Consider the following 15194-nt stretch of genomic DNA (forward strand, 5'->3'; position numbering starts at 1 on the left):
GCTAAAGCGGGTCGCATGAATCCGTTCAGCGCGATGCGCTTTAGCCTGCTGGCTGCAACGGATCGCTGCCGATCTTGGACAGCTGGATCACCGCCTGGGTGCGGCTGTCGACGCCGAGCTTTTGCAGGATGGCCGAGACATGCGCCTTGACCGTCGCTTCGGAGACGCTGAGTTCGTACGCGATCTGCTTGTTGAGCAGGCCTTCGGCCAGCATGCCGAGGACACGCGTCTGCTGCGGCGTCAGCGCCTGCAGCCGCTTGATCAGGTCGGATATTTCGGGGTCGCGCTCGACGCCGAGGTCGATGCCGACGGGGGCTGCGATATCGCCTGCCAGCACCGATTGCACAGCGCTGCGGATTTCCTCCATGCTGGCCGATTTGGAGATGAAGCCGGATGCGCCGAGATCGAGCGCACGCCGGATGGTCACCGGGTGGTCATGCGCCGACACCACCACAAGGGGCACCGCCGGGTGGATGCCGCGCAGCGCGATCAAGCCGGACAGGCCGCTGGCGCCCGGCATCGACAGATCGAGCAGCACGAGGTCGACATCCTCATGGGCCACGACCAGCGCCTTGGCGCTTTCGAAATCGCCGGCCTCGTGAATGGCGGCGACATCGCCGACGCCGGCAAGCGCCTCTTTCAAGGCGCCGCGGAACAGCGGATGGTCGTCGGCAATGACGAAGGTGTAGCCCGACGGCAAATGTTCCTCCCCAAATCCCGTTGTTGCCCAAACTTCGTTATCGATTGACGGCTTTTACGGGATCGGACGATTATGCGGCGAAGCGCTTTGTTTTCAAGCGGCAATGGCCGGACGGCACTTTGCGCCGGGCAGCTCAATCTTTTGCAAGTTGAGCTTGGCGCCGTCGCCATTGTCGTTGTCCATCTCCTTGACGATGCCCATGAAGCCGCGCAGCATGCGCTCCATATAGCTCATCGTCTTGTCGAAATCCTCTTCGCTCGGCAATTTCGACTCGAGACGGGCCGACAGCGAATTCTCCAACCTGGCGACGCGTTCGTCCATGGCCTTCATCGAGGCCTGCAAACGCTCGACCTCGTTCTGGAAGGCGGCGCGTTCGTCGGCCGCCATCTTGCAGACGAGCTGGCCGGAGCGCTCTTCGCAGATCGACATGGCGCCGGTCCGGGTGTCCATGCGGACATAGCCGTTGGCCGATTTTTCCAGCCGGTAGTGGTCGGTCTCTTCGGACCAGGCCGATGCCGCGACCAGCGAGACCAGTGCGGCGGGGATCAGTATGTGCTGCAGACGCATGTTCCATCCTCCACGAGCCAGTGTGCGCAACCTATCACAGCTTTGCGCCGTAAATGCGGACGAGTTGCCCTTCCCCGCATGAGCCATCCGGACCAGAGCGGGTCGCCGTTCCACGGCGCTCCGCCCTATCTCCTTGTTTTAACGCAATTCCGGGTGGAAAACCGCTTCACACTTTTCCTGGAATTGCTTTATAGCGCAACAATGTCTCAGATCATCTACAAGATCGCGCCCGAAGCCCTTTGGCGCGAGGCCGAGAAAAACGGCCGCTTCACCGGCGCTCCGATCGACGTCGCCGACGGCTTCATCCATTTCTCCACTGCTGATCAGGCCAGGGAGACGGCGGCGAAGCATTTCGCCGGCCAGACGGATTTGCTGCTGATCGCCATCGACGGGGCGCTGCTCGGTGACGCGCTGAAATACGAGGTCTCGCGCGGCGGCGCGCTGTTTCCGCATCTCTATGGCGTGCTCGACATGAACGCCGTGCTGTGGGTGAAACCATTGCCGCTCGGCGCTGATGGCGCACACCAGTTTCCGGCGCTGGAGGCCGAATGAGCGTGTTCGATCGCATCGGCCAGAAACTGCTGTTCACCTTCGATCCGGAAACGGCGCATGGCATGTCGATCGCGGCGCTGCGATGCGGTCTGCCGGTCGGCGCGCGGACGGTGCGCGACGACAGGTTGAAGCTCAGCCTCTGTGGCATCGCCTTCCCCAATCCGCTCGGCATGGCCGCAGGCTATGACAAGAATGCCGAGGTGCCTGACGCGCTGCTTGGCCTCGGCTTCGGCTTTGCCGAAGTCGGCACCGTGACGCCGCTGCCGCAGGCCGGCAATCCGAAGCCGCGCATTTTCCGGCTGGCTGAGGATGATGCGGTGATCAACCGGCTGGGTTTTAACAATGAGGGCCACGAAGCGGCCGAGATGCGCCTTGCCGCGCGCAAGGGACGCGTCGGCATCGTCGGCGTCAACATCGGCGCCAACAAGGACAGCGCCGATCGTGTCCATGACTATGAGCTCGGCGTCTCCCGCTTTGCGAAATACGCCAGTTATCTCACCGTCAACATCTCGTCGCCCAACACGCCCGGCCTGCGCAACATGCAGGCGCGCGAACAGCTCGGCGAAGTTCTGGCTCGCGTCATATCGGCCCGTGGCTCGGCATCGGCCCAGCCACCAATCTTTCTCAAGGTCGCACCCGATCTGATCGAGGCCGAGCTTGAAGACATCGCCGCCGAAGTGACCGAAAAGCAGATCGACGGCGTCATCGTCTCCAACACGACGCTCTCGCGATCCGGATTGCGTAGCCCAAGCGGCGCCGGCGAGACCGGCGGTCTCTCGGGAAAACCGCTGTTCGAGCGTTCGACCATCGTGCTGGCCAAGATGCGTCGGCTGCTCGGGCCGGAGCGCGCCGTCATCGGCGTCGGCGGCGTCGATTCCGCCGAGACCGCGCTGGAGAAAATCCGCGCCGGCGCCGACCTCGTGCAGCTCTATACCGGCATGGTCTATGCCGGACCGGCGCTGCCGGGGCGCATCCTTGCCGGGATGGTGCGATTTGCCGACAAGGAGCGGCTGAAATCATTGCGCGAACTGCGCGACAGCCGGCTCGATCAGTGGGCTGCCAGGCCGCTCTAAAACGCCGTGCGCAACCGGAGCCGCAGGATGGCCAGCAGGCTGAAGCCGCGCACCAGCAGGAAGACGTGCAGCGCCGCCCACAGGCCGTGATTGCCGAGAGACGGCGCCAAGCTGAACAATGCGGCGCTGAAGGCCAGGAATGACACCAGCATCATGTTGCGCATGTCGTGCGACCAGGTGGCGCCGATGAAGACGCCGTCCATCTGGAAGGCCAGCACGCCGCTGAGCGGCGTCAGGGCCGCCCACGGCAGATAAATGTCGGCTATAGCGCGAACATCCTGCGACGTGGTGATCAACGAAATCAGGCCGGCGCCGCCGAGCCAGAAGATCAGCGTGGCGGTTCCGGCGAGGCCGAACCCCCAGAATAAGGTCAGACGTACCGCCCGGCGGAACGCCGTCTCGGCACGTGCGCCGATCGCGCGTCCCGCCAACTGTTCGGCCGCGGTGGCGAAACCGTCGAGAAAATAGCCGGCGACGAGGAAGAAGTTCATCAGCACGGCATTGGCGGCCAGCGTCAGCGTGCCGAACTGCGCGCCTTGGCGGGTGAACAGCGCGAAGGCGGCGAGCAGCGAGAACGAGCGGATCATGATATCGCGGTTGAGCGACAGCATGCGCAGGAAAGCGGGCATGTCGAGCAGGCGATGCCGCGGCAGGCGGGGTGCGGCCCGGAACCGCCAGACAACGATGGCGAGACCCAACAGCATGGCCAGACATTCGCCGGTGACGGTCGCCCAGGCCACGCCGGCGACGCCCCAGCCAAGCTTCAGGCCGAGCAGGATGCAAAGCACGATGTTGATGCCGTTGAGCACCGCCTGCAGCATCAGCCCAAGCCCGCCCTCGCCGCGTCCAAGGACATAGCCGAGGATGGCGTAGTTGATCAGCGTGAAGGGGGCGGCGAGCATTCTGATGTGGATATAGACCCCCATCGCCTCGCCGACGCGCGCTTCGCCGCCGATGAATTTCTGGCCGGCGATGGCGATCAGCGGCGCAAGGACGACAAGCACGATGCCGGCGGCGACCGCGATCAGCACGGCGCGCCAGAACACCGCCTGCTCCTCGGTTTCGTCGCCGCGCCCAAACGCCTGGGCGACGAGGCCGGTGGTGCCGGAGCGCAGGAAATTGAAGGTGCTGAAGACGACGTCGAAGACCAGGGCCCCGGCCGCCAGGCCGCCGAGCAGGGCGGCATCGCCGAACTGCCCGACCACCGCCGTGTCGACGATGCCGAGCAGCGGCGTCTTCAGATAGGCGAGCGTCATCGGCACGGCGATGGCGAGCACCGAACGGTTGGTGACGGCGAAGGGTCTCGCGTCGGCTGGGGTTGCACCCGTGTCCAGGGGATTGCTGCCTTGCTGGTTGCGGCTTGATCGAACAGCCGATGTGCCCCATTTTCCCGCCACCGCGCAATCACTCTTGCCGTGACGGCCAACCGAAATGTTCTTCTGGCGCGAGCCCGCCGGATCCCAGTACTGGTTTTAAGCAATTCCCAAAGGGAGGCGCTACGCGCTTCTCCCGGGAAAACCGCTGCACACTTTTCCTGGAATTGCTTTAGCCATGCCCCTGCAGATCGTCCATCATCCCGACTACGATGCCGGCTTCGCCGTCAATCATCGCTTTCCGATGAGCAAATATCCGCTGCTGATGCAGGCCTTGCATATCAGGGGTCTGATCCATGCCGGGGCGCTGTCGATGCCCGAGCCGGCGCCGGCCTCCTGGCTGAAGCTCGCCCATGCGGCTGATTATGTCGACCAGGTCATCACGTGTTCAGTGCCTGAAAAGATCGAGCGCGAGATCGGCTTTCCCGTGGGACCGCGCGTTTCGCTCAGGGCGCAACTCGCCGCCGGCGGCACGGTGCTGGCGGCGCGACTGGCGCTTATCAATGGCATTGCCTGCAACAGCGCCGGCGGCAGCCACCATGCGCGGCGCGCGCAAGGCGCGGGCTTCTGCACCTTCAACGATGTTGCCGTCGCTTCGCTGGTGCTGCTAGCCGAAGACGCGGTGAAAAACATCCTGATCGTCGATCTCGATGTGCATCAGGGCGACGGCACCGCGGACATCCTGAAAGGAGAGCCACGCGCGTTCACCTTTTCCATGCATGGCGAGCGCAATTATCCGGTGCGCAAGATTGCCTCCGATCTCGACGTTGCCCTGCCGGACGGCACCGGCGATGGCGCCTATCTCGAACGGCTGGGTGTCCTCCTGCCGGAGCTCTCGGCCAAGGCGCACTGGGACATCGTCTTCTACAATGCCGGTGTCGACGTGCATGCCGAGGACCGGCTCGGCCGGCTGTCGCTCAGCGATGACGGCGTACGTGCCCGCGACGCCATGGTGATCGGTCATTTCCGCGCGCTGGGCATCCCGGTCTGCGGTGTCATCGGCGGCGGCTATTCGACCGATGTCGCAGCGCTCGCCGCGCGCCACGCCATCCTGTTCGAGGTGGCGTCGGACTTTGCCTAAGTGGCCTTTGGTTTGAGCATGATCTTTTCCGAAAACCGGTTGCCACTTTTCGGGATCATGCTCCGCTTCACTTGCGGTAGTTCGCGACCCTGAGCAGGATGAACACCGGCACGACGATCGCGGCGCCGAGCAGGATATAGCCCAAGAAGCGATAGACCGCGTTGAAGCCGAGGTTCCAAAGATCGATGAAGAAACCCTGGATGCGGTAGAAGACGTCCATCGGCGTCCAGCCGAACGCATTCATGACCAGGCCGACCAGGAACGAAACGACCAGCAGCTTGACGATCACCCTGACGGGCGAGTCACCGAGAAAGCGCGTCACTGTGGACAAGGGGCCTGCCTCCAGATTGGTGTGCCCGGATTCGGGGTACAAACCCACGAATACGCACTTGCTGCGCCCGCATCAAGGCGGGCGGACGGCGCAATCGGTCGGGTTTCCAACAGCCGTTTCCGAACAGCTGTCCAAGGGCGATTGCCCGAAGCACGCCCATCATGATATCGAGAGGCCGACGCGGGTATGATGTAATGGTAGCTTGTCAGCTTCCCAAGCTGAACGCGAGGGTTCGATTCCCTCTACCCGCTCCAGTTCCTATCCCACTTCCCGCAAGATAAAATCGTGCAGCATCTTGGCTGCCGGCGACAGCACGCGGTTCTTCACCGTGATCAGGCTGTAGGGGCGGACCTCGATGTCGAACTCGGTCTGGACGACATCGATGGCGCCGGCGAGACCGTCGGGGTTCTGGATGAATTTTGCCACCTGGATCGACACCGGGGCGATGGCGTCGGACTGCGCCACCATGACCAGTGTGAGCAGCAGCGACGAGGTGTTGAGGATGCGGTCCGGCAGGGCGATGTTGCGGTTCAGGAAATTGCTCTCCATCGCCTGGCGCAGCGGCGACCCGCCCGACTGGAACACCCAGTCAAAGGCGGCGGTGTCCTCCAGCCTCACCGCCTTCCCATTGTTTAGAGGATGGCCGTTGCTCAGCGGGTGGCCTCGGCGCACGATCAGGCAGGCCTTCTCGACGCCGATGACGCGCGATTCGAACAGGCGCGGATTGAGGTCTTCGGGGACACGGGCGATGATGAAATCATGGCGCGTGGCGATCAGTTCGCGCGCCAGCACATTCGACGTCTCGACCTGCATGGTAATCTCGATGCGCGGATAAAGGCGGCGTATCTCGCGGATCGCCGGGACCGCCAGTTCGATCGCCGGCGCCGTCACCGCGCCAAGGAACACCGAGCCGCCCTTGCCGGCCTTGAGCTCCGATATTTCGCGGTCGGCCTCGCGCATTTCGAGCAGGATCGAGCGCGCGCGCCGCGCCAGCGCCTTGCCGTAAGGGGTGAGCGTGATGCCGCGCGGCAGCCTTTCGCACAGCTTGACCTCAAGCACCGCTTCCATCTCGGAAATCATGCGCGAGGCCGCCGGCTGCGAGATGTTCATCACCTGGGCGGCCGCGCTCACCCGACCGTGATCGTCCAGCGCTGCGATCATGCGCATGTGACGCAGGCTCAAGCCACTGCGCAGAAGTGTCTCGCCATCGCCCGGCAATTCATCGTAACCGCTTGAAATTCCCTGAGGACCTCGTAAAGCCGCCATGCCTTTTCCCGCTTCCGCCACTGTTCCAGCCCGGTTTAGTCATATACCGGTTTTGGTATAGCAACCACCGAAGATCGCATTTGACAGTTATGGCAAAGGGTCACACTTTCGCGCGTCCTCAAGACTTGACGGTCGATGACGAGCAAAATCGTATCGATTTAAATCAAGACTGAGGGCCGATTGGGAGGATACCGGAGATCGATTATGACGGCGGCGGCGCTTTGGTGCATCCGCCCGACTGCGCGGCCCGCGAAGCCCCGAGGTGTCGCGTCCATCAACCAGGGAGAGTTTTACGTGAAAATCATCAAGACACTGGCCGCCGTCGCGGCCCTTGGCATCGCTGCCATGACCTACTCGGCGCACGCAGCCGACAAGGGTCTTGTCGGCGTGCTGATGCCGACCAAGACCTCGCAGCGCTGGATCAATGACGGCGATGCCGTCAAGTCCCAGCTCGAAGCTCTCGGCTACACGGTCGACCTGCAGTACGCGCAGGACGACATCCCCAACCAGCTCAGCCAGCTGGAAAACGAAATCACCAAGGGCCCGAAGGCGCTGATCATCGCTTCGATCGACGGCACGACCCTGTCGGACGCGCTGCAGAAGGCCGCTGACGCCGGCGTCGTCGTCGTCGCCTATGACCGCCTGATCAAGAAGACCGCCAATGTCGATTACTACACCACCTTCGACAATTTCGGCGTCGGCGTGATCCAGGCGAACTCGCTGGTCAAGGGCCTCAAGGAGCGCTTCCCGAACACCAAGCCGTGGAACGTCGAACTGTTCGGCGGCTCGCCGGACGACAACAACGCCTTCTTCTTCTACAACGGCGCAATCTCGGTGCTGCAGCCGCTGATCGATGACGGCTCGATCAAGATCAAGTCCGGCCAGACCGGCATGGACAAGGTCGGCACGCTGCGCTGGCTCGCCGCCACCGCCCAGGCGCGCATGGACAACCTGCTGTCGGCCAACTACTCGGACGGCAGCCGCGTCGATGGCGTTCTTTCGCCCTATGACGGCCTGTCGCGCGGCATCACCGCTTCGCTGCGCGCCGTCGGTTACGGCACCGACGCCCAGCCGTGGCCGATCGTGACCGGCCAGGACGCCGAGACCGCTTCGGTCAAGCTGATCATCACGGGCGAGCAATACTCGACCGTGTTCAAGGACACCCGCGAACTGGCCAAGGCCACCGTCGAACTCGTCGACAAGGTGCTCTCGGGCGGCAAGCCGGACGGCCTCGATGAAAAGACCTACAATAACGACGTCAAGGTCGTCCCCTCGATCCTTTTGACGCCGCATGAGGTCGACAAGTCGAACTACCAGGCACTGGTCGTCGACTCCGGCTACATCAAGGCCGACGAACTGAAGTAATCCGTTTATAAAGACAGGGGTCCTGCGCGACGCAGGACCCCTGTCCGTTCACAAGCGACCCCGGTATTGTTTCTACCGGACTTAGTTTGCGTGCATGTCGTTGTCTCAAACCGCAAGCACTTTGGAGCGACATGCAACAGGAGGAGCTTGCCCTGATGACGACGATTTTGGAGATGCGCGACATCACCAAGACGTTCCCCGGCGTGAAGGCGCTGTCGAACGTCAACCTCAGCGTCGAAGAAGGCGAGATCCACGCCGTGGTTGGCGAGAACGGCGCCGGCAAGTCGACGCTGATGAAGGTCCTGTCGGGCGTCTATCCCGCCGGCACATATGACGGCCAGATCATTTTTCAGGGTCAGGAATGCCAGTTCAAAGGTATCCATGACAGCGAACACAAGGGCATCGTCATCATCCACCAGGAGCTAGCGCTGGTGCCGATGCTGTCGATCACCGAAAATATCTTCCTCGGCAACGAAAACGCCCGATACGGCGTCATCGACTGGGATGCCAACGAGGCGCGCACCGCTGCCCTGTTGAAGAAGGTGGGCCTCAAGGAGGACCCCAAGACACTGATCACCAATATCGGCGTCGGCAAGCAGCAGCTGGTCGAGATCGCCAAGGCGCTGAGCAAGGACGTCAAGCTTTTGATCCTCGACGAGCCGACCGCGTCGCTCAGCGAGAAAGACAGCCAGGCGCTGCTCGATCTTCTGCTCGAATTCAAGCGGCAAGGCATGACCTCGATCCTGATCTCGCACAAGCTCAACGAGATCAACCGGGTCGCCGACAAGGTAACCGTCATCCGTGACGGGCGCACCATCGAGACGCTGGCCAAGAAGGATATCTCCGAAGACCGCATCATCACCTCGATGGTCGGCCGTTCGCTAGACGACCGCTATCCGCCGCGCGAGCCCAAGATCGGCGAAGTCGTGTTCGAGGTGAAGAACTGGTCGGTCTATCACCCGCTCCATGCCGAGCGACAGGTGATCAAGGGCATCGACATCAATGTGCGCAAGGGCGAGGTGGTCGGCATCGCCGGGCTGATGGGCGCCGGCCGCACCGAATTCGCCATGAGCCTGTTCGGCCGCTCCTATGGCCGCCGCATCACCGGCGAAGTGCTGCTCAAGGGCAAGCCGGTCGATGTCTCCTCGGTAAGCAAGGCGGTCCAACACGGCATCGCCTATGTCACCGAGGACCGCAAAACCTACGGCCTCAACCTTATCGACCATATCAAGCATAACATTACGCTGGCCAATCTCGACGGCGTGTCGCGCCACAGCGTGATCGACGACATGCGCGAGCTTGCGGTCGCCAACGACTATCGCAAGAAGACCAATATCCGTGCGTCAAGCGTCTATCAGATGACCGGCAATCTTTCCGGCGGCAACCAGCAGAAGGTGGTGCTGTCGAAATGGTTGTTTGCCGACCCTGACGTGCTGATCCTCGACGAGCCGACACGCGGCATCGATGTCGGCGCCAAATATGAAATCTACACGATCATCGCGCGCCTTGCCTCGGAGGGTAAGGCGATCGTGGTCATCTCGTCGGAAATGCCGGAATTGCTGGGGATTACCGACCGCATCTACGTCATGAACGAAGGGCGCATGGTGGGCGAAATGCCGGCGGCGGAAGCAAGCCAGGAAAAGATAATGCGCGCCATCGTCCGGGGAGAAGGAAAAGCAGCATGAGCACCGAAAGCGCCCCCGCCCCGCAGGGCAACGTCGCCGACGAACAGCGCCCGCGCATCGCCGTCTCGGCGCTGGCGACGAATTTACGCGAATACGGACTGATCATAGCCCTGATCGTCATCATGCTGTTCTTCCAGTTCACCACGTCGGGGACGTTGTTCAAGCCGGTCAATCTCAGCAATCTGGTGCAGCAGAACTCCTTCATCATCGTGATGGCGCTCGGCATGCTGCTGGTGATCGTATCGGGCTATATCGACCTCAGCGTCGGATCGGTCGCCGGTTTCATCGGCGCGCTGGCGGCAAACATGATGGTTATCTGGCAGCTCGGACCGCTGAGCAATCCGCTGGTGGTTTCGATCGTCTGCCTGGTCGCGGGTGGCCTGATCGGCGCCGCGCAAGGGTATTGGATCGCCTATCACCGGATACCGAGCTTCATTGTCACGCTGGCCGGCATGCTGATCTTCCGCGGCATTTGCCAGGCGTTGCTTGGCGGCGGCTCGTCGGTGGGTCCGCTTCCCGACGACTTCAAGATGCTCAGCTCCGGCTTCATCCCGGATGTGATCGGCCCACTGACGCTCGTCCCGCCGGTCGTGAACGCAGCCGGCAAGACCATCATGGGCAGCGGCGTGACCCTGCACATGACGACGGTCGTGCTGGGGCTGATCGCCGTGCTCGCCTATGCCTATTTCGGGGTCCGCACCCGGCGCAAACGAGAACGCCATGGTTATGAGGCCGAGCCCTTCACCCTGTTCGTCGTCAAGACGCTGGTCGCCAGCGCGCTGGCGCTGTTCCTGGTCTATGAGTTTGCCAGCTACCGCGGCCTGCCCGTGGTGCTGCTGGTCATGGGCGTGCTGATCACGCTGTTCGTCTTCGTCACCAAGCGCATGACCATCGGGAGGCGCATCTACGCCATGGGCGGCAATCCCAAGGCGGCGCAGCTGTCGGGCATCAACACCGAGCGGCTGACGCTGATGGTGTTCATCAATATGGGCGTGCTGTCGGCGCTTGGCGGCCTGATCATCGCGGCTCGTCTCGGCCAGGCGGTGCCGGCGGCGGGTCTCGGCTCGGAGCTCGATGTCATCGCCGCAGTGTTCATCGGCGGCGCCTCGGCGATGGGCGGCGTCGGCCAGGTTATCGGGGCGGTCGTCGGCGGCTTCATCATGGGCGTGATGAACAACGGCATGTCGATCATGGGCGTCAATGTCGACTGGCAGCAGGTGGTCAAAGGCCTGGTGCTGCTCGGCGCCGTGATCTTCGACGTCTACAACAAGAACAAGGCCTGACAAGCTTCAGCGAGGCAAGCAGGAGGCATACGGTCGCGGCGCAGCCGGCAAGTTGTCGGCATAAGAAGTCCCCCGAGGGATGGAGCTCGCGAGCGCAATCCGGACGAAGAGTTCAACCCGTGGCGCGGCGAGGTCCGAGCCGCGCAGGTCAAGGTTTGCCAAGGGGCAACCCGGCCAAGGCACATGAGAGAGGATTTCATCATGCTAATCTCCCAGATCCTCGACGACGCCGAGACCATCCGCGTCGTCGCCCGCAATGGCGGCGGCAAGACCAGGATCATCAACGGCGCCCGCAGCGTCTATTCGCTGGCCATGGAAGCCGCGCGCACCGGAACGGGCCTCGCCGCGCTGATCGAGCGCAAGGGGTTCGGTGAAGCGATAGACCTCGACGCCGTCTACAAGAAGGGCCGGCTGGTGTCGCCGATCAACCATCCCGATCCTGCGCATCTGCATCTGACCGGCACCGGCCTGACCCATCTCGGCTCGGCGGCGACGCGCGATTCCATGCACAAGAAGCTCAGCGATGGCGGCGAGGAGCAGCTTACCGATTCCATGAAGATGTTCCGCATGGGGCTCGAAGGCGGCAAGCCGGCCAAGGGCCAGACCGGCGTGCAGCCGGAATGGTTCTACAAGGGCAACGGCACCATGGCGGTGGCGCCGGGCGCCGCACTGATGTCGCCGGCCTTTGCGCAGGACGCCGGCGAGGAGCCGGAAATCGCCGGCATCTATGTCATCGGCGACGACGGCGCGCCGTTCCGCGTCGGCTTCACGCTGTCGAACGAGTTTTCCGATCATGTTACCGAGCGGGTGAACTATCTGTTCCTGGCACATTCCAAACTGCGCAACGCCTCGTTCGGGCCGGAAATCCTGATCGGCGACCTGCCGGCCGACGTCAGGGGCTCATCGCGAATCTATCGCGACAGCAATTTGCTGTGGGAAAAGCCGTTCCTGTCGGGCGAAGCGAACATGTCGCACACAATCGCCAATCTCGAACATCATCACTTCAAATATTCGGCCTTCCGCCAGCCGGGCGACGTGCATGTGCACATGTTCGGCACGGCGACGCTGTCCTTTGCCGACGGCATCAAGACTCAGGCCGGCGACGTTTTCGAGATCGAGGCCGCGGATTTCGGCCTGCCGCTGCGCAACCCGCTGGAGATTGAGCAGCCGGTTAAGGTGGCGGTGAAGGCGCTTTGAGGCAGCATCACAATTTGGGAGCCGGAAATGAACGGAATGCGGCTTGTCATTGTGTTCACGGGCGTGGCCCTGTTCCTGACCCAACCGTCGGTGGCCTTTAGCGCCGGCCAGTGCAGCCCGAAGTCCTATCGTGAAGCCCGTTTGGCGATGACGAGCCGTCTTCTAGCAACCGGCTATTCGAAAGCCCAGGTGAGCTTTCTGATGCGCAACACGGATCACATGACATCAGCGCTTCGCAGCGACAGGCTGAACAACAATGGCAAGGTCTGCGGCATCGACTCCGCCAAGGCCCATGTCCTCGGTTGCCTCGACAAGCAGTTGTTCCCGTTGAAGCGCGGCTCAAACGCTTCGCTCGACGAGGTCAAACTGACCGAAGGCTTTTGGGGCAGGAAACGTTTGGCCGCACGCGAACTGCTGTTTATCGGCCATTTTCATGCCTGCCTTGGCGCCGCGAAATCGTATCTCTTTCGCGGCTGACGCCGGCGGACGGGACTCAATAGATATCGAAATCGAAATACTTGGCCTGGATCTTTTTGTAAGTGCCGTCGGCGACGATGGCGTCTATCGCCGCGTTGAGCTTGTCGCGAAGTGCCGTGTCCTCCAGGCGGACAGCGATGCCGGCTTGCGTCTCGGTGCCCTTGACGTCACCGACAAGCTTGCAGCAGCCGTCGCTCGCCTTCTTCAGCCAGTCCATCAGCACGAATTTGTCGGAGATGACGGCGTCGAGACGGCCGTTCTGCAAGTCGGTGATCGCCTCTTCCTGGGTGGGGTAGAGTTTCGCCTCGGCGCCGGCCTTGCCATAGGCGTCCTGCGCATAGTCGGCCTGGGTGGTCGAGGCCTGCGCGCCCACCGTCTTGCCGGCAAGGGCTGCCGGTTCGGTGGAAGTGAGGTCGCTGTCCTTGGGCGCCACCAGCGCCAGCGGCGTCGTGTAGTATTTGTTGGTGAAGGCGACCTGTTTCTTGCGCTCCTCGGTGATGCTCATCGAGGCGATGATGGCGTCGAACTTTTTCGCCTGCAGCGCCGGGATGATGCCGTCCCAGTCCTGGGTGACGATCTCGCACTCGACCTTCATCTGCGCACACAGCGCATTGGCAATGTCGATGTCGAAGCCCTCGATCTTGCCGTCCGCGGTGATGGTGTTGAAGGGCGGATAAGCGCCCTCGGTGCCGATCTTCAATTTCTCCTGCGCCTCAGCCAGCGAGCCGGCCGATATCACCAGCATGGCAGCGCCCGCTGCCGATATGATCCATCTTGAAATCTGCATTTTGGTTCCCCTTGCGCGCCGTTCTCTTGTCGGCCACCGAAAGGCAGCCAAGCATGGTGAGGCAGCGCAGGCAAGTATTTTGCCTGACGGTGATCGAAGGTTCAGCCGGCGGGGCGGAAATGCTTGGAGAGCTTGAGGCCTTGCGCCTGGTAATTCGAGCCGAGATCGGTGCCGTAAAGCGCCTGCGGCCGCTTCAGCATGTGTTCGTAGACCAGCCGGCCGACGATCTGGCCGTGGTCGAGGATGAACGGCACTTCGTGGCTGCGCACTTCGAGCACCGCCCGGCTGCCGGTGCCGCCTGAGGCCGAATGGCCGAAGCCCGGATCGAAGAAGCCGGCATAGTGAACACGGAATTCGCCAACCAGCGGATCGAAGGGCGTCATCTCGGCGGCGTAGAGCGGCGGCACGTGCACGGCTTCGCGGCTGACCAGGATGTAGAACTCGTCCGGGTCGAGCACCAGTTCGCCGGCGCCGCTCTTATAGAGCGGCTCCCAGAAATCGACGGCATCCTGGGCGGCGCGCTTGTCGACATCGACCAAGCCGGTGTGATGCTTGCCGCGATAGCCGACCAAGCCGTTCTGGTCGCCGTCAAGATCGATCGACAGCGCAATGCCGCCGCCGGAAATGTTGGGCGGCTCGGTCGCCACCAGCATCTCGGCGCGGTGCAATTCGTTCAGCTCTGCCTCCGACAACAGCGCGTTGCCGGTGCGAAAGCGGATCTGCGACAGTCGCGATCCGGCGCGCACGACGATCGGGAAGGTGCGCGGACTGACTTCAAGATAAAGCGGCCCGTGATAGCCGGCGGCGATCTTGTCGAACTCATGGCCGCGATCGGTCATCACCCGGGTGAAGATGTCGAGCCGGCCTGTCGAGCTCTTCGGGTTGGCCGAGGCGGACACGTTTGCGGGCAGCGCCAGGCTTTCGAGCAGCGGCACGATGTAGACGCAGCCGGTTTCCAGCACCGCGCCCTCGGCGAGACTGAACTCATGCAATTTCAGCCGGTGAAGCTTGTCGGCCACCAGATGATCGGGACCCGGCAGGAAGGAGGCGCGCACGCGAAAAGCCTTGTCGCCGAGCCTCAGATCGAGGCTCGCCGGCTGCACCTGGTCGACATCGAGCGCGTGCGGCGACTCCAGCGCGCCGGACTGAAACAGCGCGGAAATGTCCTGATCGGGAAGAATGCCTGTCTGCCGCAAAAGGCTGGCTCCGCTCCAAGGTCGGTCTCTTTGTGGCAGGTTCTTGCCGCAAAACCGCTGGATATTATTGCGGAACCTGCCTGGTACAAACCTCTTAATGAAGCCGGCAATTGACGCAAGCGCAGGTGAGGTCTAAAGGGTCGTTATCCCGTGGTGATTTGGCCGGTCGGCTTGCAGCCACGTTAAACAAGTCGCTAAAGGACCGTCGGGCCGCAAGGCCATATGGACCGGTTGCGACTTTCGCGGCCGGTTTTTTTGTGT

Annotated in this window: 15 protein-coding genes, 1 tRNA gene and 1 riboswitch; of the genes, 9 read left to right on the plus strand and 7 right to left on the minus strand. The window is 62.6% G+C overall.

The window, feature by feature from the left end; genetic code table 11:
• Positions 1-40 precede the first annotated feature (40 nt).
• Together NKI10_RS04040 and NKI10_RS04045 are read right to left on the minus strand one after the other, a co-directional pair.
• The gene (locus tag NKI10_RS04040; RefSeq protein WP_352858804.1) at positions 41-700 is read right to left on the minus strand and encodes a response regulator; all 660 of its coding nucleotides are present in this window, start codon (positions 698-700) and stop codon (positions 41-43) included.
• Positions 701-793: 93 nt separating this feature from the next.
• The gene (locus NKI10_RS04045) at positions 794-1267 is read right to left on the minus strand and encodes a hypothetical protein (RefSeq protein ID WP_352858806.1); all 474 of its coding nucleotides are present in this window, start codon (positions 1265-1267) and stop codon (positions 794-796) included.
• A gap of 201 nt (positions 1268-1468) precedes the next feature.
• Here NKI10_RS04045 and NKI10_RS04050 point away from each other — a divergent pair, with 201 nt between their 5' ends.
• The gene (locus NKI10_RS04050; protein ID WP_352859101.1) at positions 1469-1819 is read left to right on the plus strand and encodes a DUF952 domain-containing protein; all 351 of its coding nucleotides are present in this window, start codon (positions 1469-1471) and stop codon (positions 1817-1819) included.
• Complete coding sequence (locus NKI10_RS04055; RefSeq protein WP_352858808.1) at positions 1816-2892, plus strand: quinone-dependent dihydroorotate dehydrogenase; 1077 nt, start codon at positions 1816-1818, stop codon at positions 2890-2892. The genes NKI10_RS04050 and NKI10_RS04055 overlap by 4 nt, the downstream gene beginning before the upstream one ends.
• Here the strand turns inward: NKI10_RS04055 and NKI10_RS04060 are convergent.
• Positions 2889-4226: an MATE family efflux transporter gene (locus tag NKI10_RS04060; protein ID WP_352859102.1), complete on the minus strand. Its 1338-nt coding sequence runs from the start codon at positions 4224-4226 to the stop codon at positions 2889-2891. The two genes, NKI10_RS04055 and NKI10_RS04060, sit on opposite strands and share 4 nt — an antisense overlap.
• Before the next feature lie 217 nt (positions 4227-4443).
• On the opposite strand from NKI10_RS04060, the gene NKI10_RS04065 reads away from it, so the two are divergent.
• Positions 4444-5346: a histone deacetylase family protein gene (locus NKI10_RS04065; protein WP_023681940.1), complete on the plus strand. Its 903-nt coding sequence runs from the start codon at positions 4444-4446 to the stop codon at positions 5344-5346.
• A gap of 67 nt (positions 5347-5413) precedes the next feature.
• Here NKI10_RS04065 and NKI10_RS04070 read toward each other — a convergent pair whose 3' ends face one another.
• Positions 5414-5677 (minus strand): DUF6460 domain-containing protein, encoded by a 264-nt coding sequence (locus NKI10_RS04070; protein ID WP_023681941.1) that lies wholly within the window; start codon positions 5675-5677, stop codon positions 5414-5416.
• A gap of 180 nt (positions 5678-5857) precedes the next feature.
• On the opposite strand from NKI10_RS04070, the gene NKI10_RS04075 reads away from it, so the two are divergent.
• Positions 5858-5931, plus strand: a tRNA-Gly gene (locus tag NKI10_RS04075).
• Between the two features lie 4 nt (positions 5932-5935).
• On the opposite strand, the gene NKI10_RS04080 is transcribed toward NKI10_RS04075, so the two are convergent.
• Complete coding sequence (locus tag NKI10_RS04080) at positions 5936-6943, minus strand: LysR family transcriptional regulator (protein ID WP_023681942.1); 1008 nt, start codon at positions 6941-6943, stop codon at positions 5936-5938.
• A 294-nt stretch (positions 6944-7237) separates the two neighbouring features.
• On the opposite strand from NKI10_RS04080, the gene chvE reads away from it, so the two are divergent.
• The 5 genes from chvE (at position 7238) to NKI10_RS04105 (ending at position 12950) form a co-directional block, all read left to right on the plus strand.
• On the plus strand, positions 7238-8308 hold the full coding sequence (gene chvE, locus NKI10_RS04085; RefSeq protein ID WP_023681943.1) for a multiple monosaccharide ABC transporter substrate-binding protein: 1071 nt from the start codon (positions 7238-7240) through the stop codon (positions 8306-8308).
• Between the two features lie 152 nt (positions 8309-8460).
• A complete protein-coding gene (mmsA, locus tag NKI10_RS04090) occupies positions 8461-9993 on the plus strand; it encodes a multiple monosaccharide ABC transporter ATP-binding protein (RefSeq protein WP_027049369.1) in 1533 nt (510 codons plus the stop codon).
• Complete coding sequence (gene mmsB, locus NKI10_RS04095) at positions 9990-11276, plus strand: multiple monosaccharide ABC transporter permease (protein ID WP_023669637.1); 1287 nt, start codon at positions 9990-9992, stop codon at positions 11274-11276. The genes mmsA and mmsB overlap by 4 nt, the downstream gene beginning before the upstream one ends.
• A gap of 201 nt (positions 11277-11477) precedes the next feature.
• On the plus strand, positions 11478-12473 hold the full coding sequence (gene araD1, locus NKI10_RS04100; protein WP_023692527.1) for an AraD1 family protein: 996 nt from the start codon (positions 11478-11480) through the stop codon (positions 12471-12473).
• Positions 12474-12500: 27 nt separating this feature from the next.
• Positions 12501-12950 carry a hypothetical protein gene (locus NKI10_RS04105; protein ID WP_031208582.1) on the plus strand — a complete coding sequence of 150 codons (450 nt, stop codon included), beginning with the start codon at positions 12501-12503 and terminating at the stop codon, positions 12948-12950.
• Between the two features lie 16 nt (positions 12951-12966).
• On the opposite strand, the gene NKI10_RS04110 is transcribed toward NKI10_RS04105, so the two are convergent.
• Complete coding sequence (locus tag NKI10_RS04110; protein ID WP_023688688.1) at positions 12967-13737, minus strand: ABC transporter substrate-binding protein; 771 nt, start codon at positions 13735-13737, stop codon at positions 12967-12969.
• Between the two features lie 101 nt (positions 13738-13838).
• Positions 13839-14933 (minus strand): 2'-deoxycytidine 5'-triphosphate deaminase, encoded by a 1095-nt coding sequence (locus NKI10_RS04115; RefSeq protein ID WP_352858811.1) that lies wholly within the window; start codon positions 14931-14933, stop codon positions 13839-13841.
• Positions 14934-15073: 140 nt separating this feature from the next.
• Positions 15074-15151, plus strand: a riboswitch (SAM riboswitch).
• The last annotated feature ends 43 nt before the right edge of the window (positions 15152-15194 follow it).

This window comes from Mesorhizobium sp. M0802, from assembly GCF_040320115.1.
Taxonomy (GTDB): domain Bacteria; phylum Pseudomonadota; class Alphaproteobacteria; order Rhizobiales; family Rhizobiaceae; genus Mesorhizobium.

What these genes read in the sequence shown, in the direction of transcription:
- NKI10_RS04045 (WP_352858806.1), bottom strand. Translation starts at nt 1,267, where the DNA reads ATGCGTCTGCAGCACATACTGATCCCCGCCGCACTGGTCTCGCTGGTC.
- araD1 (WP_023692527.1), top strand. Translation starts at nt 11,478, where the DNA reads ATGCTAATCTCCCAGATCCTCGACGACGCCGAGACCATCCGCGTCGTC.
- NKI10_RS04110 (WP_023688688.1), bottom strand. Translation starts at nt 13,737, where the DNA reads ATGCAGATTTCAAGATGGATCATATCGGCAGCGGGCGCTGCCATGCTG.
- mmsB (WP_023669637.1), top strand. Translation starts at nt 9,990, where the DNA reads ATGAGCACCGAAAGCGCCCCCGCCCCGCAGGGCAACGTCGCCGACGAA.
- NKI10_RS04105 (WP_031208582.1), top strand. Translation starts at nt 12,501, where the DNA reads ATGAACGGAATGCGGCTTGTCATTGTGTTCACGGGCGTGGCCCTGTTC.
- NKI10_RS04065 (WP_023681940.1), top strand. Translation starts at nt 4,444, where the DNA reads ATGCCCCTGCAGATCGTCCATCATCCCGACTACGATGCCGGCTTCGCC.
- NKI10_RS04080 (WP_023681942.1), bottom strand. Translation starts at nt 6,943, where the DNA reads ATGGCGGCTTTACGAGGTCCTCAGGGAATTTCAAGCGGTTACGATGAA.
- NKI10_RS04055 (WP_352858808.1), top strand. Translation starts at nt 1,816, where the DNA reads ATGAGCGTGTTCGATCGCATCGGCCAGAAACTGCTGTTCACCTTCGAT.
- NKI10_RS04050 (WP_352859101.1), top strand. Translation starts at nt 1,469, where the DNA reads ATGTCTCAGATCATCTACAAGATCGCGCCCGAAGCCCTTTGGCGCGAG.